The following is a 24,343-nucleotide window of genomic DNA, read 5'->3' as shown; positions in this document are numbered from 1 at the left end:
GCGGAGCTAAGCGATGTCTGGGCAAGCGAAAATGATGAAGGCATTCGCCTATCTCCGGACCTCATCAGCCGCGAATATCGGTGAAGATAAAGACAGTGGGCAGCGCCAGCTCCAAGCTATCGAGGTCTATGCCAAGCGGGCAGGCATCGTACTGGCGGGCACGTATTACGATGAGGCAGTGAAGGGCTCCGACCCCATTGATACCCGTCCGGGCTTCGCTGCGATGATGGAGGCGCTAGAGGCTAACGGGACCAAGACTATCATCGTCGAGACGGCCAACCGTTTTGCGCGTGACCTCATGGTGCAGGAGGTTGGCTTCGCCATGCTGAAGTCACGCGGCATTGACCTCATTGCGGCCGACAGCCCCACCTCCTTCCTGGATGATACGCCGACAGCTCGCCTTATCCGTCAGGTTCTCGGTGCCGTCTCTGAGTTTGAGAAGGCGATGTTGGTGGCGAAGCTCAGGGGTGCTCGGGACCGTAAGCGCCGCACGGGTGTGAAGGTTGAGGGCCGGAAATCCATCGCAGAGCAGACGTTGGACCGGGACGGCAGAGATGGGCGGGCCACTGTCAGGCTTGCGCGTTCATTGGCGCGGGCGCGGCCGAAGGGAGGGAAGCGATCACTACGTGAGATATCCATGGAGTTGGCGGCTGCGGGATACACCACTAAGTCGGGCAAACCCTATGCAGCGACGGCCGTGAAGCTCATGCTGGAGAGAGATTGAGCCAGACATCATCTCGTGATTGGTCCATCGCCCCTCCTAGTTGGCATGCGCGGGTCGCGTGCCACCACCCTCCGGCCTGGCCTCGTGGGGGTGCATACGGGGAAGTCGCTGCGCAGCTCCCACGGCATGCCCTTTGCGTCTGTGACGCGGGAACATGTTGGTGTCCATTCGACACCTCCTCCTCCTCATTCAATTCGCAGTTGTAAAATACCCCGCGCGAATCGGTCAGATGGCTTGCGGGTTGGACAACGGGTCCGGAGGAGAGTGGTTCGTTAGACGCAGACGAGCAACTTAAGCCAATACCGTCACAACCATTTCGCCGCCGCTCAGAAAGATTGGTTTTACCCGAGCAGCGCGTTTCGACAGATCATTGGAGGAAGCTCGGAGACGGCTACCTGCTGATGCCTGAGCCGCGCCTTATCCACATGGGCGGCGAAATATTGATTGGCTACAAGGGACGTGGTTCGCGTTGACGCGGCAACCTGACTGCCTCAACACATTTTCTCATCTGGACCATGGACGGGCCCTCCGAATATCTCCCTAGCGTCTCACCAGGGCGCTTGTGTCCCGTCACGTAGTCAATGATCCACGGGGGCTGTCCTGCTTGCTCGGCCTTCGTCGTGAACCACCGGCGGAACGAATGGAAATCATACTCCGACTGCTCTCCCTTCCCAGCACCAACACAACCTTGCGCCTGTACCGAGTGAAGGCTTGAGACGCCACCGCTGAGCGGGGCCTCGTGGCTGTCGCATCGGGCAGCTCCTGGAACAGATACTCACCAGCAGCCTTGTGACCGCGAGCTCGCCTGACGCTTGCTGACGGCGCGTTAGCGGAGCGCTCTACTAGCGGCTGGGAAATCAGGCTGCTGATTTAGAGGCGGTCTTCACGACTCTGGGCGCGTGCCTACGCAGCAGGTTTATGCTGGCCTGTCGGTTCCGCTCTCCGCCAAGGCCAGCACCCATTGTTGCGATCGTCGCCTTTTCCAGTTGGACCCAGCTCTGCTCCCTAAGCTGGTCCGTCGATCGGGGTCGTTCGACGACTCCCGCAACTCTTATACGAAAGTGGGGAGAAATGACAGCGATGGGATGCCTTGGCGCTTACTGGGGAGTTTTCGAGATCGGCGAAGAATCGTTCGCGGCGGCGAGCAGCACGCGATCTTGATAGAGTTGTCCGATCATTGCTTCAGCGAAGACGCGAGCGAGGGCGACACACGACCCATATTTGCCCCTTCGTCGAGGGACGATGGCCGTTTTTGTTTGAAACGGCATCAGGCATCATTGAATATCTGGGCACATATCGAACATGCCCTGCGCGGTTCGGGCTGGGGCGAAAGCGATCGTTGTCTCGTCGTCAAGTTGATGGCGGGCGCAGACCAGGATCCGTTACACTACGTCATTCCGTTTACGCTCGAACGCTGGAAAGGAGACAAGCGCGCGAGCTTGAAGATGCGAGTGAGGAGCGCCTTCATGCGCGACTCAAACAGGCGTGTCGCAACGTTCGGCCAGGTCAAATTCGCCAGCTTGGTCGATATGACGTTGAAAGGGCGGTCGCCGCGCCGCAACTACGATAGGAATCGAAAGAAACCGTGGTGACAAAAGGAAACAGGCCCTTTCGGGCCTGTGCGACCTCATGAGATGTCTCGGGCGAACCTCTTGGTCCCTCTTGTACGGTCGCGGCGTTTGCCGGTAATCTCCTTCAGGATGCCGAGCTTGCGGAGTTGCTCGACCCCGGAGTTAGCGTGTTGGCGCGCTACGGTAATCAGCGGAGATCTCGTGGCTACGCTAACGGCATCTCGACCACGAATTCGGACGGCGTCGCAGCCAGCAGGCACTGAACCGACGCCGCCGCAGCACCGAGTTTGCGCTCGGCATCGAACAGGTCGACCGCCACCTGCAAGTTCATCCAGAACCGGGCGGAAGTGCCAAGTGCCTTACCTAACAAAACCGCCGTTTCGGATGTGAGGGCGCGGCGGCCATTGATAATCTCGTTCACGCGAAAGCGCGACACGCCCATGGCCTTGGCAAGCTCATCTTGGGTGATGTTGTGCGGGGTGAGAAACTCCTCGCGGAGAATCTCACCCGGAGTGCTTGGTCGTCGATCGATCATGTTAGCCGGTATCTTCAAGCTTGATGTTGACAGCTCGGTCAAATTGCCACTGGAAGGTCACCCACCACTGACCATCTGTGTAACAGCAAAATGTGGGAGGATCGGTATTCGGGCGCTTGGCGATACGGCCGCGACCAGCAATTCGACAATCCTCGAGCTTGGTTGCTGCGAGCAGGATGTCGAATTGTCGTGCGGCGCGCTTCGCGACGTTTTCGGGGACGTCCTTCCTGTGGCGACCTGCGAAAACGTCCGCGGACCGTTCGTCTGCGAACGGGGACATGGCTTTCTCCTGATGAAATGGATCCGTTCAGTTGGTCGAACCGAGCCATTTCGGGCGGAGAGATGCCCGTTTTGATGCGATAGGAGTGGATGCTTATGCGCTCCGCATCCTGGAGAGCGAGAGACTTGCGATCACGCTTGAATGTGAACCTGCGGCTGTACCGAACGCGACGTTCGACAGCCTCATGAAGGGCGGCTTCGAGGCTCTCCACTTGCTCCTGGAACAGTTGGGCGGTGTCGAACGTCAGTTCTTCGGGCGCGAGCCCGAAGACGATATCGACATCCAACTCATCAACGAGGCCCGAGAGCTCCTCAGAAATCGCGCCAATCTGCTTTTTGGAAATGAAGACATCATCGCGATAGATGGTGACATCGAGATTGGAGCGACTCAGAATGGAAGCACGTCGTGGACGTGTATTGCGGTAGAGCTTCCAGAACCGTTTCCTGTCTCGGCCAATCTGAAGAGTGAAGGCAATCTTCAGCAGGAGGAGAAAGTTACTCCCATCATCCGCCTTCATCTTGAAGGCGACCGGACCCGATCGGTCGAGTGCGGAAACGCCCCGCAGGAGCATGTTCCGGCGATCGTCTGGCTCGTTGAGCGGCAAATGGGTAGACCACAAAATCATGGTTCCACCATGTCACACATGATGTGACATAGCAAGTCACCGACGCATGCAGGAGGTGTCGCAACCTTCACCAGGTAAATTCGCCAGCGTGGTCAATCTGAGGCTGAAGGACGGTGGCCCGGCCGCAACTATGATCGGAACCGAAAGAAACCGTTGTGACAAAAGGAAACAGGCCCTTTCGGGCCTGTGCGACATCGTGAGATGTCTCGGGGCGAACCTCTTGACCCTCTCGGGGCTGTCCATCTCATACGATGGCCCTGATGTTTCCATCAGGAGGGGCTGGTTGTGCGCACGCCCTATGTCCAGCGATCTGACCCGAAATGTAATACATCCGGGGTCCCCGTTCGACGATCTTTTGGGGGCGCGGTTCCGTACAATCCGGATGTGTGGGCACCCGACTCGGAACCGGCGTAAGTCGCTGAAGATACGTCGTTTTGACGTTCTCTGAAGGTTCACCAAGCTGCTGGAGAACCGAGGGATCGATCTGTTGCTTTCCTGCCTCGCTCGGTCCGAAGGCTAGGTTCGCAGCGCCAGCGGTCAGGTTCCATCGTCCCAGATGGCCCCCGTCTTCTTCCCTGAATTGGATATCGCATGCCTGGTCATGACGCAGATAGCTGCCGCTGAATGGCGATCTTGGCGATATCCGGCCTGTGAGCTGCCGGAGCGTTGCGGGCGGAACGGCGTCATTGAATTGGACCGAGCTGGAAGCTGGCGTGCGCGGATTCACAAACCCGGGACGTTATCCTCTCAGTCTCCTAGGGGTCCCCAGCAGACTACTTCGGCGAAAATAGCGATGTTAGCCTCACTATCATTGCCTGTTTGCTGACTTGGTAGCGTTCGGCCAAAGCGTCGATGCGCGCCTCATTCTCGAGATCGAGAGTGTAGCCCGCAAGGTCAAGCCTAATCCATTGCGGTGGGATCAACAGATTGGCTGCGAAGGCGTTGGCTTCGATCTCCTCGACGTCTTCAGCGGTCGCCGAACGCGCGTCTCTCAAGTTAATTCTGAAGACCTGATCGACATGAACCTCTGCTCCCTTATGGAGAGCGAGATGGCCTAGTTCATGGGCAATTGTGAAGCGCTTACGCAGAGGGTGATGCGACCTGTTGACCGCGATTACCTTGCGGCCGTTCCCCCGAAATAGAATTCCCGACGCATCGTCATCGAGCTCTACTTCCCGGATCTCTGCACCCAGCAAGTCCGCTACGAGATCGAGCGAAACCGGTGGAGAATTCTGGCCCTCAAGAAGCTCTGCAGCCTTGCGGCGTACGCGTGCGTAGCCGATGCGAGGCTTCATTTATCCGACCTTGATTTCTCGCTCTTCAGCATCTCCACGACGCGCGCTACGTCCCGTCGCATGGTGGGATCCGATTGCGACTGCGGTGAAGGCATGAGTTCGGAAGGCTTCGCGTCCAGGGCATCCGCGATCTCAATCAGCTGATGCAGCAGCACCCGCTGGCGTCCCTTCTCGATATTCGTAATCGACGCGCGTGAGAGCTGGACCCGGCGCGCAAGCTCTTCCTGGGTCACGCTGCGGGTCTCTCGGAGCTCCCGGACTCGGTCTCCGAACAGACGATAAAGATTTGAATCCATGCCTTATTCTACACCGTCAAAAGCAAATTTCAAGAAATGTTTATATTACCAACGATTTATGATGAAAGCAAATTCATAACGTTTGTAATATTGCCATTTCAGGAATGCAAGTGTAAAAGGTGCCCGTTCTTCATCGCGGAGCACGGAAATGGACAACCAAGTTGCACGAACTGGTTCTGGCCGTCGAGGGGGAGCGCGGACCCCGTCAGATCCAGGTGTCACGCAGCGCGACCGCCAAGGAGGTCATCGAAGCGGTCGTGCTTGAAACCAAGCGGACCGAGCTCACCGAGATCTTCCTAGAGGATGAGGAAGAGTGTGTCGTCGAGGAGAAGCGGGTTGTTGAACTCGTGATCGAGGAATTCCGGCTCATTCACGTCGCCTCCAAAGGCAAGATTACCGTTACGGTGGTCTACAACTCTCGCCAGGTTCACCGAGATTTCGCTCCAAGCGTTACGATCGAAACGATCATTGCATGGGCGATCTCGCCTTCGGCACTCAACCTCGAAGGCGTGTCGGCAGAGTACCAGCTGAAGCTCGGCTCAGAAGTCCTGACGCCGGACCTGCACCTTGGCCAAGTCGCTAAAGGCGAGAAGAAGATCGCCTTTTCGCTCGTGTTCCGCATCAAGCCGCAAGGTGCCAAATGACGCCGGATCATGCGGCTCTCCGCGCGGACATCGACAGCCTCACGTTCAAACTTGGTTCGAAGCGAGGGAAGTGGGGACTAGAAGCTCTCGAGTTTCCTATTGCCTACTTCACCATTGCGGCGCCGAAGCGCGAGCAAGGACCGAAGCGCTTTCTGCTTCGGGTCGACTGCCGAAGTTATCCGGCCCTCGCACCCACCTCCCAATTGTGGGACGGCCGGACCGATACGGCATTAAGCGTTGATCAGCGGCCCATGGGGAGGACGGGTGTGCTGGTGGCCTTCACGCCATGGAACGCATGCCTCTACCATCCGATCGATCGCATCGCTCGGGACCACTGGCCGAACCAGTTCGAAGAACTCACCTGGAAGCCCGGCTCAACCGTCCTGACACTTTTGGAAATCGTCCATGGTCTTATCAATAATCCGGACTATTTGGTCTCGACTGCGCCCGACGCCGCGGCTGCGCTGCGACGAACGCTTGTGGCGTGAGATTCTTAGAGAACTGCGTGTCCGCGGGCAAGGGCGTCGCGAGAGCGGAGGTTTCCTCTTAGGCAGAGTGGAAGGTGAGACCAAAATCATCACCTCCTTTCTGCCATACGACGCGGTTGATCCGAATTGTCTCCAAGAGATCATCATTTTCGATGGATCGCGCATGGACGACGTGTGGCGGATCTGCGAGCAGCAAGGGTGTAGCGTAGTCGCTGACGTTCATACTCATCCAGGCGCGTCATATCGCCAAAGCGATGTCGATCAGAGCCATCCGATGATACCCGAGCGCGGTCATCTCGCACTAATCGTGCCAAATTATGCCAATCGGGACTACATGCCAGGCGAATTTGGCATCCATGAATACAGAGGCCGTCGCGATGGATGGTCGGACCTAAGCTCACTCGGGCGAAAGCTCTTCCGGGTTAGGAGGTTTGCATGACGTCAAATATCGAAGCAGACCGCGGATCCCAACTGCTCCTGGCGGTCCTTCCAGATCTGGATCTCCAGGGCGCCAGAATGGCCCTCGATCGCGCCTCGCTCGAAATGATCATCGACGACGATGTCGAGCAGTCGGCATGGGCTCAGGCCTGCGCGATCGCGATCGTGGCGTGCGGTAGCAAGATGTTTCGAAGGGGTGTCTTTCTTTCACGCCAGCCTGAATGTGAGACGGTTGTCGGGAACGGGCTGCCGAGATTGTTCAAGCGCGCACTCCTTGAAGCTGGTTGTCGGAAGGAGCCGGCTCCCGCCCATGCCTTTCGCATTTGCATAGGCACGAAGGGGGCGGGCCACATCTATGTGTCCGCCACCGGTTGGAAAGCGATCGTCGGCCCGAAGCCCGTCGCCACGACCTCGCCGGGAAACGAGCTCAGCGGCATTTTCGCCCGTGCGGCATCGACAGCCATTGCGTTTCGAGCATTCGTCCTGTCCGATCCGATTGCAGCCCGAAGAATGCTCGAATATGATCTATGGCAGCCGCAGGGACAGTCGTCGCCTGCATCGGCAGAACTGCGCAACCTCCCGGCTGATTTATGGTTGCTTGGAATGGGAAACCTGGGGCAAGCGACGCTCTTTACGCTGGGCTTGCTGCCCTATCGGGACACGTCGCAAGTCCGCTTGTTACTCAACGACCCGGATATCTGTGGCTGGGAGAACTTGGGTGTCCAGCTTCTTACGCAGCCGAACTGGATTGGTAGAACGAAGGTCAGGTGTGCTGCAGATTGGGCTGAACGCGTTGGTTTTCGTACGATTCTGAACGAACGCAAATTTCTGGCGACCTCCAGACCTGATCAGGACGAGCCGCGAGTCGCGCTTGTTGGCGTCGACAATTTGAATGCACGGCGCTTCGCTGCCTCCGCAGAGTTTGATCTGCTCCTTGATGCCGGACTTGGCTCGACCGCGAACGAGGCCTTCGACGTGCGATTGCATGCCTTTCCTGGCTCGAGAATGCCAGTCGACGCTTGGCCGGAAGCGGAACCTTCCGAGCGGGTCGGCGAGGGGAATGTAGTCAAGCGCGGAAATATTCAGTCTCTCGTTCAAGCTGGGGTTTTGGACGAGTGCGGCGCTATCACAATAGAAAATCAGCCGGTCGGCGTGCCGTGCACGGCTCTTGCAGCGGCAGCAATGCAGGTAGCTCAATTATGCCGCGCGATAGAGACCGGCTCCTGCTGTGAAATGGTCGACTTTGATCTCGTCAACTCAAACAGAGCAGTCAGTCAGGTCATGGGCCGGCCCGTCTCACCGATCGTCGCCTGCCCGGCACGTTAGCGGTTGCTAGGCAACGGTCCTGGTTCGGCCGAGATACTCGTTGTTCGTATCGAAGCTGACCATACTTTCGGCGGGGACGTCTAGGACATCTCCGTTGTCCGCGATAGGATTGACGTCGCGGTGCACGATGAAGTGCGGAAATTGGGCGATCAAGAGATCGTTGTTGTAGTCTGTGCTGCTCGTTGCATTGAGGACGAAATGTCCGACTACAGGCCTAGCGCCGGTGCGCCGCTCCTGCTTGGACGACCTGTCGATCAGCTCTGTGACCCAAATGAAGTGTGGAAGCGCGCGAGAAACGATCTCGCTTTTCATCGGTTCGTTCATCCCGCTTGCGCTGATGTGGCGTCGGTAGCGAGCGGCCGTAGTCAAGTACGTGCGCTGTATCCAGCGCCCTGCGGCAAATCCGTCGAAGAACGCTCGGATGTTGGCCGCAGCTGTGGAGTTGCCATTGCCTACGGCGTTCACGATCTGGTCAGAAACGTAGCTCGTCGTCTTGATAAAGTCTCTCACGACAATGTCAGCGTTCTCGGCCCGTAGGAAAACGCGTGACGGCAACGGTACAAACATGTGAGAGACGTTTTCCTCCACCGTGAGGATTTTTTGCTGCCACTTCATGAGGCGCGCTGAAGGCAGATGTTCGATATCGTCTACGCTGAGAGGCAGTACTCGATAGGGCCCCCTCTGATCGTCGTGTACGATCAATCCGCGAGCGAAAACGACGTGTGTGCCTCCGTCGCGGGCGGCTTTGCCAGGTACTTCGACGTAGCCCACGGCGCAGATCGCATGACCCATGTCCGCCATGGCGATTACAACCGGCACCCCCGAATCAAGGTAGCGGTGAATGACTTCCGGGCCATTGATGGTCGGAGCAACCTGTTGGCCGCTGTCGAGCTCCTTGAAGAGCATATGGAGTGGCTGGTGCCCCATGCCACGCAACGCGCGGATCATGTGCATGGGATTCAGCCCCTCGGATCCGGCAGGAAGCGATCTGCTAAGTTCTGAGTCCGTCGGGTTGATCGCTAGGTTGGTGATTTCCGCAATTGTGTACGAGCTCGTTCGTCGGTGCCGAGTCTCGACTGCTCGTCCTGCCATCCAGATTGCGGCCTGCGCGCAAGCACCGAGCCGCATGTCCTGTTGATGAAGGGTGCGCCGGTTACCTTCACCCGAACCCCAAGAACGTGAGATTCGAAATCTGCACGCGCCGCCGGCCTGACGGTAAGCTTTCCGATCGACGGAAAGCGCAAAACGGTTCTGCCAATCGGGCCTTGCGCGATAGGCCTGATCACCGCGAACCCGCAATAGTTCTTGTCCTTGGCCGCGAGGCGTTCAAGCTCGACGACCTGCTTGGAAAGAGGAAGCTCGAACAGTTTGCTGATATCTGTCCGGAAAAAATGGATGCGCTTGATGCCTCTCGCATGGGCTTTGAAGGCACCGGCGTAGAAGCTCAGATAGTCGGATGTATAGTCGCGGTCGGTGTACGGGGATTCTACAATCGCGTATTTTGCCCCGAGCTCGATGACGTGGTCGAGCAGAGCATCCACGCTGGCGTTAGACCTATCGCCTGCAATCTGTTGGCGCAGCGACTGTGCGCCTTGCGGCGTAAGCACTACGCCCTTTAGAATCACGCGCATTCCACACTTATACCGTGCGGAACAAAAAAGGGGTTAACGGATCCTAAAATCTACCGGAAAGCGAAGCGGGTCGCGGTCGTCACAACGCGCTGCGCGCGCGCGTCCGTCTGCTCGATCTGCTCGAGAGCGGTCTCGGACACCGATCCTTTAAACCCGAGCTGTCGCATGTCCACGCGCCGGCCGTTCTCCGATTCCGGGTTGAGCACTTTCACGATCGAGGTCTCGGCGCTGGCCTTTTTGGGATCCGAAGCTGGCGGGGTCATCGGCTACCTTCCGCGAGTGGCTGTCGCGAATTCCGTAAACTAAGTGCATACTGCCGCGCATTCTGCAACCCTGGCGTAAAGCAAAGGTTGAATCCAACTGGCCCCCCCTTGCCGATGTTCCAAAAAATAGGCTGCGGGGGCTTGGAAATTGCGAGCAACTTGCCTAGAATGTTTATATGGCAAACAAAACTCCTTCCAGCATGCCGCTTTTCGGTAACGCCACGCCGCAAGAGGTGAAGGCGATCCGAACGGAGATTGAGGCATTCACGGACCGGGCCGCCCGAAATCGGGACGAGGCGCAGAAGATGCTTGAGCGCCTGGGCATCGCGCGGGCCGAAGAGCGCCCCAAACCGAAGGGCTGACGTGCGGCGCACGGTTACCGGCTTTGTCCTTGGCTATCACGGCTGTGACAGGTCCATCGCAGAAAAGCTCCTCGCGGGTTCTCCCTTTGAAGCCAGCACGAATAACTACGATTGGTTGGGCGCAGGCGCATACTTCTGGGAGAACGACCCGCTTCGAGCGATGCGATGGGCTGAGAAGCTTAGAGACCGTCCCGGAAAGAACGGGAAAATAAAAGACCCCGCTATAGTGGGGGCGGTCATCGATCTGGGCCTCTGCCTCGACCTGACCACGCAGTCCTCTTTGGACGTCATCCGAACGGCCTATGACGGACTTGTGAAAGTGTCCGAGGTAGCAAAGCAGGCGCTGCCCAAAAATATCGATGAACTTCGTCGGCCGCTCGATTGCGCTGTCATCAACTATCTATACGAGTCCTTACCGAAGCCGAAGTTTCAGACCGTGAGGGGTATGTTTATCGAGGGTGGCCCGCTCTACCCTGGCGCCTTCATTCAGCGCGAAACGCATGTGCAGATAGCGGTGCGCGACCTGTCGTGCATCCAAGGCGTTTTTCGTCCGTCAGCCTAGGTGCATCGCATTTGTCCGGTGCCGTGCGACGATCCCACGGCAAAGCCGAGTGGCTCAAGCTGCCGGAAGCCGTCGTTTTGGCGCGCGCACTCGCACGCCCTCAGGCGCAACTCTCCGCGAGGTCATCCGGCGTCTTCATCACCTGCCCCCGTGGATCAACCCCACGACGCGCCTTCCGTGATTCGTTCGTCTTTCATTCGCTCTCTCCTCGGCTATCCAAGGAGGGCGCAATTCCTGGAGGGGGCAGTTTTCCATGGCGCGCGACATATTTGCGGCTCGCTCAGCCCCGTTCCAATACGTTAGCTACGGACTGCGCGTACCAGCTGCCACCTCGGGCCGTCGGGACACCGCGCGCATTCAGCGCCTCAGCAATCTGCCGCAGCGTGCTCGCACCTGCCTTCTGGGCCTCACGGATGATCGGCAGCACATTTGCAGCGTGGCGGTCAGCTTCGGCCTTCACGGCCTCCACGGCGCTCTTGCGAGCTACAGAGAGCTTGGGGTTGCCTAACGCGACCCCACGGGCCTTGGCGGCCGACAGAGCTTGCCGTGTCCGCGTTGAGATCAGCGCGCGCTCCTTCTCAGCCAATGCGGCGAACAGGTCGAGCACGAACGGGTGAACATCGGGCCCAAGTTCAGCGACCACAAAGGGCACCTTGTGGGCCATGACGCCGGAAATGAAGTGAACGTCCCTGCTGAGCCGGTCCAGCTTAGCTACAGCTACGTGGCATCTGAGCTTCTTTGCGGCAGCGAGAGCGGCTTTGAGTTGCGGCCTGCGGTTGAGCGCATCAGCACCCTTGCCGGTCTCCACCTCTACGAACTCGCAGGCAACGGTGAACCCCTCAACCTGAGCGAATTCAGCGAGCGTCTGCCGCTGCGCTTCTATGCCCAATCCTGAGCGCCCCTGTTGAGTAGTCGAGACACGGATGTAGGTGATGAGGGTGCGTTCGGTCGCCACGGTGGCCTCTGACGGTCAGCTGTAAAGAGTCTTATCACCCGTTTATCTTTTATACAAGAGGTTTCTTGCTTCTCCTCGAGCCGGCTATCTGCGATGTAGGGAGTGCAACTGATTTGCCGGGGCGGCGGAATGTCGAACGAAGAACTCAATCAAAGAAACTATCTCGCGACGGGTAAACTCAAGGGGACGAAGTTCGGCGATTTTGAAGAGCTGAATATTGGTGCGACCAGCGTCCGGGAATTAAAGGCGGCCGGTGTCGAGGTCATTGTTCCTTCCTCAATCAAATTCGCATTTGCCGCGTACAAGCCGCTAAAAACACCGGGGGCTGCCAAGCCGGATCGCGTGTTCCTTCGGCGCCATGATGGGAAGCCTCATGCCGTCGCGACGGCGGAGCATAAAGCTCCCACGAAGCTCCGTTCCGAAAAGGAACTACTGAAGGCGGCCGAACAGGGGCTGTTCGCCGCGGCCTCTCTAGGTGCTGCTGTCGCAGTCACGTCGAATGGCCAGCGCTGGTGTTATGTCGACGTAAAAAAGTCCCTCGATAAGGGCGAGATTGTCTGGCTCACCGACAAGCGCGACTTTGGCCCTGGCGTACTCGCAAACCTTTTAGCCGGCGATGCTGGGGTGTTGAAGGACCCCGCGCCGCTCGCCGAGACCGTCTGGCAAACCATATGGCACGCCACTAAGGAGGAGCCGAAGCAATGTCTTCTCACCTTCGTCGAGATTTTCGTGCTGAAGTTTCTGTCGGACAATCTTCCGCTCAAGACTCTGCCGGAAGCGTACCGTTTCTATCCACTGTTGGAAGAACCCAAGAAATTCCAGGAGCGGCACGGGACTACGGCAATCGAATACTACGTCACGAAAATTAGGCCGTTCATCAAGAGCATCTTCCCGGACAATTCAGTCGCGGTTGACGAGAAGGTAGCTGGGACGTTCGGCCTAAGCACGGTCGTCTCGAAAACATCAATCATCAATGGCTTCGCCTTTCTGCGCTCCTCCACGGTTACGCTATCAGGGTTCAATCGAACGTTCCTAGATATTCTTGATGAGTTCCAGAAATTCGGCCCGCTGACCACTATCGATCCAGAGTTCAAGCTGCGCCTTTACGAAACGTTTCTGCGCCGTAGCGCTCGGCAGCAAAAGCTCGGTCAATTCTTCACGCCGCGAAACGTTGTTCGTCAGATGATCCGAATGGCGAGGCTTGATCAACTTCCTGATGGCGCGGTGGTCCTCGATCCTGCGGCTGGCGTGGGTGGATTTGTTCTTGAGCCTCCGCTTATCGTTCCGGCGCTTGCTGGTAACGTGACCTTTGCAAAGGGCAAACCCAAGCGCCGCATACGTTTCGTTGGGGTCGATGTCGACGCCAGTACACACATCCTCGCCAAAGCGAACACGTTGATCCATTTCGCCGAAGCCGTACGTGACCCGACCACTACTGTTGCTGCTCTGAACCAGCTCATGGCAGAGACATTCGTACTGATGAATACGAACGAGACGCTTGGCGCATTGGAGAACCCGCCCGAAGCGAAGGTCGATGTGATCCTCACAAACCCGCCCTACGTCACCAAAGGCAGCGGAGTCTATAAGGAAGAGGTTCGAGAGGCAGGCACGGGCGAGAACAACGTCGACCTAAGAGACTACTACGACCGCTCAGGCCTAGGTGTTGAAGCTCTGTTTCTCCGCTACATTTCAGGCGCATTGAAGCCGGGCGGCCGTGCGTTTGTCATTGTGCCCTTGGGGCTGCTCAACCGCACTGATCCAGGACCCAAAAAGCGCATCTTGGATGAATGTAATCTGATTGCTTCGATTGCTTTGCCTAGAAACACATTCTTCAACACAGCGCAGCTCACGTACATCCTCGCCCTGGAGAAGCGCCATACTGCCGCCGATGAGCGCCCAGATGTGTTCTGCGGCATCGCTCGAACGATTGGCGAAACGTTGAGCTGGGAGCGGGTTCCGACCCCAAACGAAAACGATCTGGCTGATATCGCCGGAATGTTCGTCGCACACGCGGAGGGAAAACCCGGTGCGGTCCAAGGTTCGCAGGTCGCCAAGGTTGTCCCTGCCGCTGAGTTTACGGAAAATGATCGTTGGGACGTCGGGCGGTTCTGGACCGAGGAAGAGCTTGTCGCGCTTGGTCACAAGGAGAGCGCCGTAACGCGGGTCGATTTCATTGACGAGACGCGGTCGGAAATCGAGGAGATTAGCACGGAGCTTGCTGCCGCGAAGAAAGAGCTCGAAGCCCTAACGTCCGGCGACATGCGCACGATCAGCATGAATGACACGGCGTATTTCGCAGTCCGCTCCGGGACGCGGGTGACGGGAAAGGAAATCCGCGAGCATCCTGGCAAGCTGCCCATCTATAGCTGCTTCAAGACTGAGCGTGAGGTTAAGGGCTTGGTCGATGAGAAGTTCTTCGGGCAGGTAAAGAAAGGCGACGTTGAAAAGAAGCCGATTGTCACAGTGAATGCTAACGGCGCGAGCGTTGGCAAAGTGTTTGTTCGCCGCGACCGGTGCGGGATCACCGATGATGTCATCATCGTCGATGTGAAAGACCCCGGCATTGATCTCGATTACTTGGCCGTTGCGCTGCGCGCCGCTGTCTATAAGGGAGGCTTTTTGTACGAAGCAAAGCTGTTCACGACTCGGGTCAGGGAACTTGAGGTCGAAGTGCCTGTCGATGGAAACGATGAACTCGATGTGGCGCAACAACAGGCCATTGCCAGCGCCGTGCGGAGGTTCGATGCGTTGCGAACGCGATTGCAAGACCTTGGGCAGCGAAGCGCCGACGTTCGCGCAGTTTGAGCGCGGAAGGTGTTACCGACGTTGAAACAAATCGAATTGATGCAGTAAAGCCAGTAAGTTAGCCCCGAGCGTTGGTTCCCGGCAGACTGTTGGTGTTCAGGTCGATTCCGAGCGTGGCGAGCCTTTAGCACCGTGTTTCGAGGCTGAGAATTCTCCAGGCGGCCCGTCTCGAACTGCGAGATCCACTCCTGGGTGGTCCCAGCGTCTGGACGAGTTGCTTCGGATGCTGTCACCGCTCACCACGCCCTTTGCGGCGGACACGCTCCGCGAGCGCCTGAAGACGCTGCTGCCCGCGGAGCCGGCCTTGAGTCCGGCGGTGCATGTCGGCGAGGCGCTGCATGGGGGCTGGCTCGAGCTCTGGTATCAGTCGAAGATCGACGCGCGCTCGCTGGTTCGCCGTGGTGCCGAGGCGAAGGTGCGTGTGCGACACCCGACGTGAGGCGTGGTACAGCCAGCCTTTTTTATTCCGGAGGAGCGCGATCCATATTTCTGTGACTTGTCCGAGTTTGTGGTCGAGCGCGCCCTGCAGGACTGGCATTATCTCTTGGAACGGCAGAGCGCGGTCGATCTATCGATCAACCTGCCGGCGCCATATTTGAGAAAGCCGCAGGCCGTCCGCGACCTCTGCCGCCGGATACCGATGCATCCAGCCTTTGGCGCGCTGACGATTGAGATCGCCAGCGATGAGGCGATCCAGGCCCTCGATTTTTTGGCCGAGATGGCTCGCGAGATGAGCTTCCACAATATCGGCCTATCGATCGACAATCTCGGCGCCAACTGGCCGGAACTGATGGGACTGGACAGGATTCCCTTCATCAAGCTTAAAGCCGACCGGCAATTCGTCGCTGGCTGCGGCAATGACCGGCTGAAACGAACGGTGTGCCGTCACATCGTCGAGCTCGCTCAGAGCTACGGCGCGCGCGCCGTCGCGGAAGGCAGCGAGAGCGGGGCTGATCTGGCTACCGTCAACGAGCTCGGTTTGACCTCGTCCAGGGTCATCTGTTCGGCAAGCCGATGCCGCTGAAGAAGTTTGCCAGAAGCGCTTTGACACCGACCGTGATGGAGCTGGAGTGAGGCACAAAGGCTCACACATAGCGCCGCGCGAAGAACACGCAAGCGGCCAACAGCGTTGCCGCGGCGACTATGCCCCAACCAACTGGTCCGCGCCGTCCGCTGTGTGAAGACACGCGATTGTCTGATGCTCGCACGCATTTGCGACAAAGGTATGTAAACCTCAGTTGGGCCGATTGCCGACAATTGAACGCGTATCCCGTATCTTTATCTACGTATTGAGGATACGTCATGTTATCTAGTCATCCGGAACGCAAGTTCGTCACATTAGTTGATAGCTCGAATCTCGAGAGAGGAGAGCGCTTGTGGCGAATGCAGGTGGGAAAGGCCGGCCGATCGCGCCGTTGATGCTGAGTCCGCAGGAGCAGGCGTACTTGGAGAGGCAAGTTCGTCGTCATCGTGCTGCGCGGTCGCTATCTGAGCGATGCCGCGCGATCCTGCGGTGTGCGGATGGCTTGCCAAGCAAGTCTGTGGCTGCCGAACTCGGCCTCCACGAACACACCGTTGGCAAGTGGCGCCGCCGATTTTTGAAGGATCGCTGTGATGGCCTGCTTGACGAGGCACGCCCTGGCCGCCCTCGCACCATCAACGACGATCAGGTTGCCGCCGTGATCGAGCGCACGCTGCGTACGACGCCGGCCGACGCGACGCACTGGTCGATCCGCTCGATGGCTGCGGAAACTGGCTTTTCCTACACCACGATCCGCAGAATGTGGGCGGCGTTCGGCTTGCAGCCGCACCGCAGCCAGACATTCAAGCTGTCGAGCGATCCGCTGTTCGTCGACAAGGTCCGCGATATTGTCGGCCTTTATCTGTCCCCACCGAACCGAGCCCTTGTCCTCAGCATCGATGAGAAAAGCCAGATTCAGGCCCTCGATCGCGAGCAACCGGTCTTGCCGATGATGCCTGGCGTGCCGGAACGTCGCACGCACAGCTATGTGCGGCATGGTACGACCTCGCTGTTTGCCGCGCTCGATGTCGCCTCGGGGTTCGTCATCGGCAAATGCTACAAGCGCCACCGGGCAGTCGAGTTCTTGAAGTTTTTAAAAGAGATCGATGCTCAAGTTCCTGAGGGCCTCGATGTCCATATCGTCATGGACAACTACGCCACTCACAAGACACCCAAGATCAAAGCGTGGCTCGCCCGCCGGCCTCACTATCATGTCCACTTCACGCCGACTTCCGCCTCATGGATCAATCAGGTCGAGCGCTGGTTCGCTGAACTCACCAGAAAGCAGATCCAGCGAGGTGTTCACACCTCCGTCAGGCAGCTCGAGGCCGACATCCGCACCTTCATCGACCTGCACAACCAAAACCCGAAGCCCTTCAAATGGACCAAGTCTGCTGACCAGATTTTGGCTTCCGTCAAACGCTTCTGCCACAAAGCCCAGCAGACTTTATGTGGCGAACTTTAGATTCACGTGACTAGCTCTCCCGCACTGAAATCATGCGTCCATATGGAATTGAGCGGCGCGCTTGTGGAAAAGCTTCAGTTAGTACTACGGCTTTCAATCTGGAGCCGGTGATCAAGCGGGTCGACGAGACCGGCAGCGTTGAGCCCAGCCAGATCGGTGAGCACCAGCCAAAGGCGATCTCAGGCGAGTATTGCATCGCATCTTTGATCCGTTGCGACAGCCAGACGCATAGGCAAAAGAAATCCGGGCTTAGGATCTGTAGTCCGGCGCGGCATTCAGTGTGCGTGTCGCTCATAGCGACGCAAAAATAGCCAGCCCAAATTTGCGGCTTCAGTCCGAAAGCGCAGAGACGCCTTACGGTCTCTTCGGCGCTCTGTATCTGTTGTGTGTGCTCGACTGCCACGAAGACCGCATGCAGTCCGTAAGGAGCATTTACGTCTCCAGGCGGACGAAACGCAGGTCATCGCCGCAACAGCCTCAATTGCTGCCGAGTTAAAGTTTCGAAAATTGAGGGATTAAGTCCATTGTTAAGCTGCCTCGGAAGTTGCAGCCTTCGTCTTTTGCGCCTCCCCCGCTAGTCCACGCATGGCAGCAACTGATCAGCTGATGAACAAGTCGCGCATTGGACAACCCCAAGTCGCGAAAATATGATGATCGACCCGTTGAAGTAGTTTGTTATATCATATACATCTTCAGATAGATTTTGCTTTCGAGACGGCGGGTCCTATCCGCTTCGCGAGTGCATGCCGCGAACCACTTCCAATCTTCATCGTGCGCATGAGGCCGTGCAGGATGAATGAGGCACGACACAGTCGTTGCTCGAGGATTTTCCAAGCATGAGTTCTGAGACGAGGCGAACGTTGCGCGAGCTCAAAAAGAAAGCTGGTTTCGTTTCATGGACTGGACATGGATTGCGTCTATGATCTGCACTGTTGATCAGGCTGCAAATGGATCAGGTGGCCTCATATGCGAGTGTCCTTCGATGAGAACGCCACTAGCCGTGTCGATGCGCAGAAGGGGCGGATTCTAAGGTGCTGGTGGTGTGTATCGGAATTCAGCCGCCTAATTGAGTGGCGCGGTGAGCCACGCTCGGACAATTCGGGTGTGTGTAGGATTGAAATGGTCTTCGGATTTGTCGCGAACGCGACCACCACCAAGTCTGTTTAGACATCCATAGAAAGAGGCTCAGTAATGAGTGGAACAATGGCTGTTGAAAATGTCATTCCGCGAGTAGACATCGTGAAGCGCGCGGAGCGGCTTGGTGCCGAAATCAAGAACATTGCGCTGTCGGACGATTTGCCTGACGATGTCATCGTAGCGTTCAAGCGACTTCTGCTAGAGCATAAGGTCATCTTCTTCCGTGACCAGGGACATCTCGACGATGCACAGCAGCAGCGTTTTGTGCTCCGGCTCGGCGCGCTGATACCGAATCCCACAATGGCGGACACATTGGGCGGTTCAACGATCCGGCAGGAGCTGTCTGATCGCGCCTGCAGTCATCTCAACCAGATGAACGATGAGCGGGTCCGCACAGCCATTTCTGTGCTGCGGCTCGCAGCGGCCCCGCCTTTTGGCGGCGACATTGCTTGGTCGAGCAGGGCGGCGGCTTATCTTGATCTTCCCGATCCCCTGCGAATGCTCGCAGATAACCTCTGGGCTGTGAGCTTCGTCGCATCTGATCTCACTGCGACAGACAGGGCCACCGAAGCCAACAAGCGGCCTTGGTGGGGCGTATCGACTGGAACGATCTACGAAACGACACATCCGATTGTTCGTGTTCATCCCGAGACCGGCGAACGCATGCTATCGCTCGGCCGCTCCGTGAAGAACTTCGTCGGCCTGCAGCCCTACCCCAGCCAAAAACTGTTTGAACGGCTGCAATCCTATCTCACCGCGCCGCAGAACACCCTGTGCTGGAACTGGAAATCAGGCGACGTCGTAATCTGGGACAATCGCTCGACTGAGCCGTACCCGGTCAACAAAATCGGCAGTCCTCACTGGGCCATGGACCAGTTCGCGGTACCGCACGTGAAGACGCCAAAATCAAGGGCCGCAAAGGCTGCCTGACATTGTCCGCACCTCCCGGATCACGTCAACGCCTGGAGAGCCAAGACTAAGTTGCGGCCCCGCAATGTTGAGCGGAGCGGCCGGTCTTATGCGCGAGGACCGGCTAACGGGCGCAGCTGCCACCTGCTATGCTTCTTCCAGGCCCAACAGCATCAATCTTCCACGGAGCGTCTCTGCTCGCCGGTCAAACTGAGACGCCGCATTTTTGATGATCTGATGCAGCCGTTGGCTCTCAGTCGGCGAGCAGCATCCCCTTCATCGTATCGGGATAGGCAGGCCCGGCGTAGCTCACATCCAATTCAGAGCATATTCGCCACCATCCCGCGAGGTGTCGGATGGCCTTGATTCACAGCGCCCGGCGCCGGCTGAAACTATCCCGCTCGCGATCATGGCCGCGTCTTACGTGTCCCATCGGGCACCGCATCTTCCCGATCTTCGTCCAGCGGAAAGGTCCCATCCTCAAGGCGCACACCAGCTTGATCCTCCAACCGAAAGCTCTGGAGGACCGATCTGCTCTCATGCTCTTGCGAACTACGCGAGGCGCAACTTCATTTCGTAAATGCATGGCCTTATAACAGGCCGCTCCGAGGGAGCGCTAAGCGGAACCCTGCTGGGGCCACATCGGCTGGAGCAAGAGATCGGAAGCGCCGGCTATCGATCGATGAAGCACGTGGGCCGCTCTGGCTCGATTCCGTCCAAGCGCTAGCCGAAACACGGCTCGCTCTCGATTACGTCTTATTTCGGCCAAGCCGTGTCGGCTTGCGCCCTCTGGACATTGGCTTGGGGGGCATTGCACCTTTAGCCGGCTGTGTGAATAATTCGGACAAGTGAACGCCCAAAGTCGCGGCGATGCGTTCCAGGAGATCAATAGTTGGGTTCTCTCTCTTCTGCTCAATGCGTCCCATGTATGAGCGGTCGATCCCGGCATCATAGGCCAACTGATCTTGCGGAATGCCGCGCTCTACGCGGATCCGGCGCACGTTCCAGGCCACAAGCGCACGAGCGTTCATGCGCAGAGGCAGCCATTCCGATGATTATGAAACCACTGGTTATAGCCATACTATTACGATAAGCTTGCACCAGCAGTGGCTGCCCAATTGCTTCGAGGAATCAGGCAACGGTGAGATGCAGACGCCGATAGCACGTGTCCTCTTCTCGTTGACCATCACAAGCGTTCTCGCGGGCAATAGCTTGCCATTAGCGGCAGAGAAGAAATAGCGCTCAGAGATACCTGCGGCGTTTTCCCGGGACCGCGACTAGATAGGACGAATGTTCAACTATGGCTCGAAAGGGAAACGAATATTCTTCAATTGGCCGGTTCTGGTTGTTGCCTTGAGTGCGACCGGGCCGGCCATCACGGACCACCGTGCCTTCCGCCAGGAACAGAACAGCACGGACAACCTTGTTACCGGGCACATCTGCAATCGCTTCCAGTATGGACTGCGATGAAAACGAGAAAGCGCAGGATGGCGGCCAGCAGGTCAGTGTGAGCCGATATGCGGTTGCCGTCTTGGCGCGAAAAGGAGGTTGGCGTGCGACCATTGGGCAGGTACCAAAACGACTTCAAACTACTTATCGTTGCTCTGATTGCGCTAGATTTTTCAGCTGGGTAGGAGTTTCAGGCAGTGCCAGCCGAGCCGAATATCGCAGAATTGGCGCCCAGCGTCGACGAGCTTACGTCATACGACGAGGAGCACGCCGTCACTTACATGCGACTTCTTGATGCGAACGCGGACAAGGCAGATTGGCGCGAAATCGCGCGAATTGTGCTTGGGCTTGACCCTGCCGTTGAACCGGATCGTGCGCGACGCACATTCGACAGTCATCTGACTCGGGCCAAGTGGCTAGCGGGCCACGGCTATCGCGATCTGCTACGTAGCGGTTGGCCAAAACAATGATCAGCGCGGATGTCAGGGTCGCCGGAATGCATCGCGATCGCAAAAGTTGATCATTCCATCGATTAAGTGCCGGCAAGGCGCGCACACCGTAAGGAAGCACCGGAAAGTGCCACAATCATCGGATGCATTTCACCGCGTCTGAAGATTGTGCGGGAAAGGTGCATGCCGGATACTGACTGGAGATCTGAGGAAGCGTACAGCGGCCTGAAGAAGGCGGATGCTGCCGACCTGGCCTGGGAGTGGCTGCGCCGGGATCGCGATTACCAAGAGGATTATAAGCGGCTATCTCGCCGCGAACGTTCAAGCGCAGCGGCGGGCCAGTTCCGACGCAAGTGGGGGCTCTCGTTTTCCTGCTGATCCGCAAAAGACTTTCGACAAGCATTCAGTCTTTTGGGCACCCGAGGTGCTGCCGACCGTACTGGCTGTGCGGGCGGCCAATTGCATTGTGCCCAAAAGCTATCAGCTTGATTTCGGCAATCTGCCCGGCGGCGAGCTTCGCCGTGCGCCGGATGGATGGCATGCGATCGTGCCGCTCGGGGGTACGAAGCATCGCCTTTGGCTAAAGGAGCCTCCAGCGAGCGGATATGCTGTCGTCGTTGATCTTACGCTCGACGCCGATTTCGAGCTTCGCTTGGGGGCCGCACGTCGATTTTGGCTGGCCCTCGAGCGTCGTCCGCTCGGACAGCCTCCTCTTGCTATGCCTGCTTTGAAGCAGCGTCGGCTGATCCTAGCGCTGCGCGCAGTGGATGGATGGCATGAAGGAAATAGCTATCGCCAAATTGCGCAAGGCCTGTTTGGAAGTCATCGTATGTCCGAGCGCGCCTGGAAAACAGACGATTTGCGCAGCCGAACCATTCGACTTGTTAAGCTGGGGCGGCGCCTTATACGCCTTCGCTGGCGAGCATTGCTGGGCAAACGCAGGGGCAGGGATGACAGGTAAAGGGCTGCGGCGCGATAAGCGGCCTACCTTCCGTTCTGCCTGCCAATTCTGCTGCTGCCATGGCACGATGTCGGATATGACAAAGACTTTGCGCTCAGATCTCTCATTGTTGGCGTCTTGATTACTGCACCCGAGCGGCGCCATCTGCGTCGGCTTTGACCACTGTGCTGGAATGGTTTCTTAACTTGAGCGCTCTCGACTTGAGCATTGATCTCCTGCTGTACCGGATTGAGGCTTAGACGTCAGGCAGCCTGCGCGGGTGCGACCTTTTTGCAAAGACGAGCCAGCCATCGGCAAAAAGAACGTGCGATCTCGGGGTGCGCGCTGCGATCCACAGCATAGGCGCGATATTGCATGCCACTTGGAGCGCGGGAGCCGGGGACGCCTCGCACCAGATCACTGACGATGATTTCCGGCGCGACCAGAAGGCATTTTCCTGTCATGACGGCCGGCAAAGCAAGATAGTTGTGATCATACCGTGCGCTCAGGCTGGCTCGCTGCCGGGCCGAGAAAATATCCTGCCGGTCGCTTGGAGTAGACCATCCATTCACATCGTGAAGATGCGTCCCGGGTTTAGAATATGATTCGGATCGAGCGCACGCTTGAGCATACGCATTGTTTCGATTTCTTCTTGTGTGCGGCTGATCTTCAAATACGGCCGCTTCAGGATACCGATGCCGTGTTCGGCCGAGATCGACCCGTCGAAACCGCCGGTGATTTGATAAACGAGTCTCTCAAGGTCCTCACCTTTTGTGGGAGTGTTCTCGTGATGCACGTCGAGATGCAGGTTGCCATCACCCACATGACCGAAGGCGATCAGGAACGCGCTGGAGTCGATCGTCTTGATGCCTGCGCCGATCGCCCTCGTATATTCATCCATCCTGTCGATCGCGAGACTGACGTCAAAGCTGATCCGTGCAGCGTAACGAAAAGTGCGAGCAAGTTCTCCGCTGGAATCGCGGATGCGCCACATCGCTTCCGCGGACGCGTTCGTGTTCGAGAGCGTTGCGTCGACGATCAGGTTCTCGACAATCGCGGCCTCGAGCAGCTTCTCCTGATCGGCATGGATGCGATCGGCGTGATCACCGGACGCCTCAACAAGCACATAAAACGGGTAATGTGTGGGTAGCGGCGCGATCACCCCTTTCACGCGCTCGACGGTGAGGCGGTAGTACTCGTTCCACATCAACTCGAACGCTGTTAGCTCGCCGCCAAGATGCTTTCGCGCCATTCTCAGGAATGAGGTGACTTGAGGAAACGAGGGCAGGGCGCAAAGCGCCACTTGCCGCTCTGCAGGTGCGGGAAAGATGCGCAATGCGGCTCGCGTTACGACGCCGAGGATTCCCTCGCTGCCGATGAAAAGCTGCTTCAGGTCAATTCCAGTATTGTTCTTGATGTGTTTGCGCAAACCCTGCAGCACTATGCCGTTAGCGGTAACGACTTCAAGGCCAAGAATCAGGTCCCGCGTCATGCCATAGCGGATAACGCGATTGCCGCCGGCATTAGTGGAAATGTTTCCGCCGATTGTGCAGCTGCCGCGCGCCCCAAGATCGATTGGGAACATGTAGCCCTCCTGCTCAACCCTCTCGTGGATCTTTTGCAGCGGTGCGCCGGCCTGTGCAACGGCAGTGCCTGCCAAGGGGTCTACTTCCTCGACTGCATTCATGCGCTCCATCGATAGCACGATCTCACTCGAGTTGGGCAGCGCGCCGCGTACCAACCCTGTCATGCCGCCTTGCGTCGCTACGGGCACTCTTTCGCGGTGGCAGAGCCGCAGGAAGGCAGAGACCTGTTCCGTGGTCCTAGGACGGACGACCGCCCGTGGCTTGTCGACCGGCTGCCCCGCCAGATCGTGATAATAGCGCGGCTCGATGTCGGCGCCGGTCAGCACTGAGCTCTTGTCTAATACTTTGCGTAGTTCGCCAACAAACCAGTCAGGCATGTTCGTCTTACTCCGAGTTAATCGACCCTCATGCTTAATGTTTGTGCCTAACGCCCCATGTGAATGAGTTGCCAATGTCGCCCGATGCGGCAAGTAGCCCTCGCCGATCACGCGCGGAGGTTCAGCGAAGCATGTTCATCCAGGCGCTGTCCTGTAGCATGCAAGTTCTACCAACCCTGCGCACTGCTCGGCTGGTTTTCTCAAGAACCA

Annotated in this window: 24 protein-coding genes and 2 pseudogenes; 15 read left to right on the top strand and 11 right to left on the bottom strand. The window is 57.7% G+C overall.

All coding sequences use genetic code 11. From position 1 onward, the window contains the following. The first annotated feature begins 31 nt into the window (after window positions 1-31). Both LRP30_RS32965 and LRP30_RS32960 read left to right on the top strand, forming a co-directional pair. The gene (locus LRP30_RS32965; RefSeq protein ID WP_249757486.1) at window positions 32-724 is read left to right on the top strand and encodes a recombinase family protein; all 693 of its coding nucleotides are present in this window, start codon (window positions 32-34) and stop codon (window positions 722-724) included. Window positions 725-1,623: 899 nt separating this feature from the next. After that, window positions 1,624-2,316 carry a hypothetical protein gene (locus LRP30_RS32960; protein WP_249757485.1) on the top strand — a complete coding sequence of 231 codons (693 nt, stop codon included), beginning with the start codon at window positions 1,624-1,626 and terminating at the stop codon, window positions 2,314-2,316. 184 nt (window positions 2,317-2,500) lie between these two features. Here LRP30_RS32960 and LRP30_RS32955 read toward each other — a convergent pair whose 3' ends face one another. Then, a complete protein-coding gene (locus LRP30_RS32955; protein ID WP_129144730.1) occupies window positions 2,501-2,830 on the bottom strand; it encodes a HigA family addiction module antitoxin in 330 nt (109 codons plus the stop codon). 1 nt (window position 2,831) lies between these two features. Then, window positions 2,832-3,110: a hypothetical protein gene (locus LRP30_RS32950; protein ID WP_129144731.1), complete on the bottom strand. Its 279-nt coding sequence runs from the start codon at window positions 3,108-3,110 to the stop codon at window positions 2,832-2,834. Between the two features lie 31 nt (window positions 3,111-3,141). Between LRP30_RS32950 and LRP30_RS32945 the strand changes: the two genes are divergently transcribed. Then, window positions 3,142-3,762 carry a hypothetical protein gene (locus tag LRP30_RS32945; protein ID WP_249757484.1) on the top strand — a complete coding sequence of 207 codons (621 nt, stop codon included), beginning with the start codon at window positions 3,142-3,144 and terminating at the stop codon, window positions 3,760-3,762. Between the two features lie 746 nt (window positions 3,763-4,508). Here LRP30_RS32945 and LRP30_RS32940 read toward each other — a convergent pair. Continuing rightward, window positions 4,509-5,030: an ImmA/IrrE family metallo-endopeptidase gene (locus tag LRP30_RS32940; protein WP_249757483.1), complete on the bottom strand. Its 522-nt coding sequence runs from the start codon at window positions 5,028-5,030 to the stop codon at window positions 4,509-4,511. Next, entirely contained in the window at window positions 5,027-5,263 is a 237-nt protein-coding gene (locus LRP30_RS32935) for a helix-turn-helix transcriptional regulator (RefSeq protein WP_164937062.1), read from the bottom strand. Before LRP30_RS32935 ends, LRP30_RS32940 begins: the two co-directional genes overlap by 4 nt. Before the next feature lie 224 nt (window positions 5,264-5,487). On the opposite strand from LRP30_RS32935, the gene LRP30_RS32930 reads away from it, so the two are divergent. The 3 genes from LRP30_RS32930 to LRP30_RS32920 all read left to right on the top strand — a co-directional run bounded on the left by LRP30_RS32930 (window position 5,488) and on the right by LRP30_RS32920 (window position 8,222). Further along, window positions 5,488-5,970, top strand: coding sequence for a hypothetical protein (locus LRP30_RS32930; RefSeq protein WP_249757482.1), 483 nt, complete (start codon window positions 5,488-5,490; stop codon window positions 5,968-5,970). After that, the gene (locus LRP30_RS32925) at window positions 5,967-6,458 is read left to right on the top strand and encodes a hypothetical protein (RefSeq protein WP_249757481.1); all 492 of its coding nucleotides are present in this window, start codon (window positions 5,967-5,969) and stop codon (window positions 6,456-6,458) included. Before LRP30_RS32930 ends, LRP30_RS32925 begins: the two co-directional genes overlap by 4 nt. 435 nt (window positions 6,459-6,893) lie before the next feature. Further along, window positions 6,894-8,222 (top strand): hypothetical protein, encoded by a 1,329-nt coding sequence (locus tag LRP30_RS32920; protein ID WP_249757480.1) that lies wholly within the window; start codon window positions 6,894-6,896, stop codon window positions 8,220-8,222. Between the two features lie 6 nt (window positions 8,223-8,228). Here LRP30_RS32920 and LRP30_RS32915 read toward each other — a convergent pair whose 3' ends face one another. From LRP30_RS32915 to LRP30_RS32905, 3 genes are all read right to left on the bottom strand, one after another. After that, window positions 8,229-9,176, bottom strand: coding sequence for a hypothetical protein (locus LRP30_RS32915; RefSeq protein ID WP_249757479.1), 948 nt, complete (start codon window positions 9,174-9,176; stop codon window positions 8,229-8,231). Between the two features lie 65 nt (window positions 9,177-9,241). Continuing rightward, on the bottom strand, window positions 9,242-9,853 hold the full coding sequence (locus LRP30_RS32910) for a hypothetical protein (protein WP_249757478.1): 612 nt from the start codon (window positions 9,851-9,853) through the stop codon (window positions 9,242-9,244). A gap of 50 nt (window positions 9,854-9,903) precedes the next feature. After that, on the bottom strand, window positions 9,904-10,116 hold the full coding sequence (locus LRP30_RS32905) for a hypothetical protein (RefSeq protein WP_249757477.1): 213 nt from the start codon (window positions 10,114-10,116) through the stop codon (window positions 9,904-9,906). 176 nt (window positions 10,117-10,292) lie between these two features. Here LRP30_RS32905 and LRP30_RS32900 point away from each other — a divergent pair, with 176 nt between their 5' ends. Further along, window positions 10,293-10,478, top strand: coding sequence for a hypothetical protein (locus LRP30_RS32900; protein ID WP_129144741.1), 186 nt, complete (start codon window positions 10,293-10,295; stop codon window positions 10,476-10,478). A gap of 1 nt (window position 10,479) precedes the next feature. After that, window positions 10,480-11,040 carry a hypothetical protein gene (locus LRP30_RS32895; protein WP_129144742.1) on the top strand — a complete coding sequence of 187 codons (561 nt, stop codon included), beginning with the start codon at window positions 10,480-10,482 and terminating at the stop codon, window positions 11,038-11,040. Between the two features lie 280 nt (window positions 11,041-11,320). On the opposite strand, the gene LRP30_RS32890 is transcribed toward LRP30_RS32895, so the two are convergent. Beyond that, a complete protein-coding gene (locus LRP30_RS32890; protein ID WP_249757476.1) occupies window positions 11,321-11,995 on the bottom strand; it encodes a recombinase family protein in 675 nt (224 codons plus the stop codon). 129 nt (window positions 11,996-12,124) lie between these two features. Between LRP30_RS32890 and LRP30_RS32885 the strand changes: the two genes are divergently transcribed. From LRP30_RS32885 to LRP30_RS32870, 4 genes and pseudogenes are all read left to right on the top strand, one after another. Further along, window positions 12,125-14,800: an N-6 DNA methylase gene (locus LRP30_RS32885; RefSeq protein ID WP_249757475.1), complete on the top strand. Its 2,676-nt coding sequence runs from the start codon at window positions 12,125-12,127 to the stop codon at window positions 14,798-14,800. Window positions 14,801-15,008: 208 nt separating this feature from the next. Next, window positions 15,009-15,874: pseudogene (locus tag LRP30_RS32880) on the top strand (EAL domain-containing protein); the annotation flags it as partial. Window positions 15,875-16,176: 302 nt separating this feature from the next. Then, on the top strand, window positions 16,177-17,286 hold the full coding sequence (locus LRP30_RS32875) for an IS630 family transposase (RefSeq protein ID WP_249757474.1): 1,110 nt from the start codon (window positions 16,177-16,179) through the stop codon (window positions 17,284-17,286). 1,203 nt (window positions 17,287-18,489) lie between these two features. Further along, window positions 18,490-19,353, top strand: coding sequence for a TauD/TfdA family dioxygenase (locus LRP30_RS32870; protein ID WP_249757473.1), 864 nt, complete (start codon window positions 18,490-18,492; stop codon window positions 19,351-19,353). Between the two features lie 728 nt (window positions 19,354-20,081). On the opposite strand, the gene LRP30_RS32865 is transcribed toward LRP30_RS32870, so the two are convergent. Next, window positions 20,082-20,363 carry a helix-turn-helix transcriptional regulator gene (locus LRP30_RS32865; RefSeq protein ID WP_249757472.1) on the bottom strand — a complete coding sequence of 94 codons (282 nt, stop codon included), beginning with the start codon at window positions 20,361-20,363 and terminating at the stop codon, window positions 20,082-20,084. A gap of 615 nt (window positions 20,364-20,978) precedes the next feature. On the opposite strand from LRP30_RS32865, the gene LRP30_RS32860 reads away from it, so the two are divergent. From LRP30_RS32860 to LRP30_RS32850, 3 genes are all read left to right on the top strand, one after another. Further along, window positions 20,979-21,251 (top strand): DUF2285 domain-containing protein, encoded by a 273-nt coding sequence (locus LRP30_RS32860; protein WP_249757471.1) that lies wholly within the window; start codon window positions 20,979-20,981, stop codon window positions 21,249-21,251. A gap of 162 nt (window positions 21,252-21,413) precedes the next feature. Beyond that, window positions 21,414-21,608, top strand: a complete 195-nt coding sequence (locus LRP30_RS32855) for a DUF6499 domain-containing protein (RefSeq protein ID WP_128931960.1) — start codon at window positions 21,414-21,416, stop codon at window positions 21,606-21,608. 46 nt (window positions 21,609-21,654) lie between these two features. Continuing rightward, window positions 21,655-22,191 carry a DUF2285 domain-containing protein gene (locus tag LRP30_RS32850; protein WP_249757470.1) on the top strand — a complete coding sequence of 179 codons (537 nt, stop codon included), beginning with the start codon at window positions 21,655-21,657 and terminating at the stop codon, window positions 22,189-22,191. 242 nt (window positions 22,192-22,433) lie between these two features. Here the strand turns inward: LRP30_RS32850 and LRP30_RS32845 are convergent. Both LRP30_RS32845 and LRP30_RS32840 read right to left on the bottom strand, forming a co-directional pair. After that, window positions 22,434-22,673: pseudogene (locus tag LRP30_RS32845) on the bottom strand (LysR family transcriptional regulator); the annotation flags it as partial. A 65-nt stretch (window positions 22,674-22,738) separates the two neighbouring features. Beyond that, a complete protein-coding gene (locus LRP30_RS32840) occupies window positions 22,739-24,133 on the bottom strand; it encodes an FAD-binding oxidoreductase (RefSeq protein WP_249757469.1) in 1,395 nt (464 codons plus the stop codon). Between the last annotated feature and the right edge of the window lie 210 nt (window positions 24,134-24,343).

Origin of the sequence: Bradyrhizobium sp. C-145 (assembly GCF_023375135.1) — a bacterium.
GTDB classification, from domain to species: Bacteria; Pseudomonadota; Alphaproteobacteria; order Rhizobiales; family Xanthobacteraceae; genus Bradyrhizobium; species Bradyrhizobium zhanjiangense.
The sequence above is the reverse complement of the archived record's forward strand: the minus strand, read 5'-3'. Positions and strand labels throughout refer to the sequence as shown.

Excerpts from the sequence above, each read along its gene's own strand:
- LRP30_RS32965 (WP_249757486.1), top strand. The coding sequence starts at position 32 with ATGATGAAGGCATTCGCCTATCTCCGGACCTCATCAGCCGCGAATATC.
- LRP30_RS32955 (WP_129144730.1), bottom strand. The coding sequence starts at position 2,830 with ATGATCGATCGACGACCAAGCACTCCGGGTGAGATTCTCCGCGAGGAG.
- LRP30_RS32950 (WP_129144731.1), bottom strand. The coding sequence starts at position 3,110 with ATGTCCCCGTTCGCAGACGAACGGTCCGCGGACGTTTTCGCAGGTCGC.
- LRP30_RS32940 (WP_249757483.1), bottom strand. The coding sequence starts at position 5,030 with ATGAAGCCTCGCATCGGCTACGCACGCGTACGCCGCAAGGCTGCAGAG.
- LRP30_RS32925 (WP_249757481.1), top strand. The coding sequence starts at position 5,967 with ATGACGCCGGATCATGCGGCTCTCCGCGCGGACATCGACAGCCTCACG.
- LRP30_RS32920 (WP_249757480.1), top strand. The coding sequence starts at position 6,894 with ATGACGTCAAATATCGAAGCAGACCGCGGATCCCAACTGCTCCTGGCG.
- LRP30_RS32915 (WP_249757479.1), bottom strand. The coding sequence starts at position 9,176 with ATGCACATGATCCGCGCGTTGCGTGGCATGGGGCACCAGCCACTCCAT.
- LRP30_RS32910 (WP_249757478.1), bottom strand. The coding sequence starts at position 9,853 with ATGCGCGTGATTCTAAAGGGCGTAGTGCTTACGCCGCAAGGCGCACAG.
- LRP30_RS32905 (WP_249757477.1), bottom strand. The coding sequence starts at position 10,116 with ATGACCCCGCCAGCTTCGGATCCCAAAAAGGCCAGCGCCGAGACCTCG.
- LRP30_RS32900 (WP_129144741.1), top strand. The coding sequence starts at position 10,293 with ATGGCAAACAAAACTCCTTCCAGCATGCCGCTTTTCGGTAACGCCACG.
- LRP30_RS32885 (WP_249757475.1), top strand. The coding sequence starts at position 12,125 with ATGTCGAACGAAGAACTCAATCAAAGAAACTATCTCGCGACGGGTAAA.
- LRP30_RS32870 (WP_249757473.1), top strand. The coding sequence starts at position 18,490 with ATGGCTGTTGAAAATGTCATTCCGCGAGTAGACATCGTGAAGCGCGCG.
- LRP30_RS32865 (WP_249757472.1), bottom strand. The coding sequence starts at position 20,363 with ATGAACGCTCGTGCGCTTGTGGCCTGGAACGTGCGCCGGATCCGCGTA.
- LRP30_RS32855 (WP_128931960.1), top strand. The coding sequence starts at position 21,414 with ATGCCGGATACTGACTGGAGATCTGAGGAAGCGTACAGCGGCCTGAAG.
- LRP30_RS32840 (WP_249757469.1), bottom strand. The coding sequence starts at position 24,133 with ATGCCTGACTGGTTTGTTGGCGAACTACGCAAAGTATTAGACAAGAGC.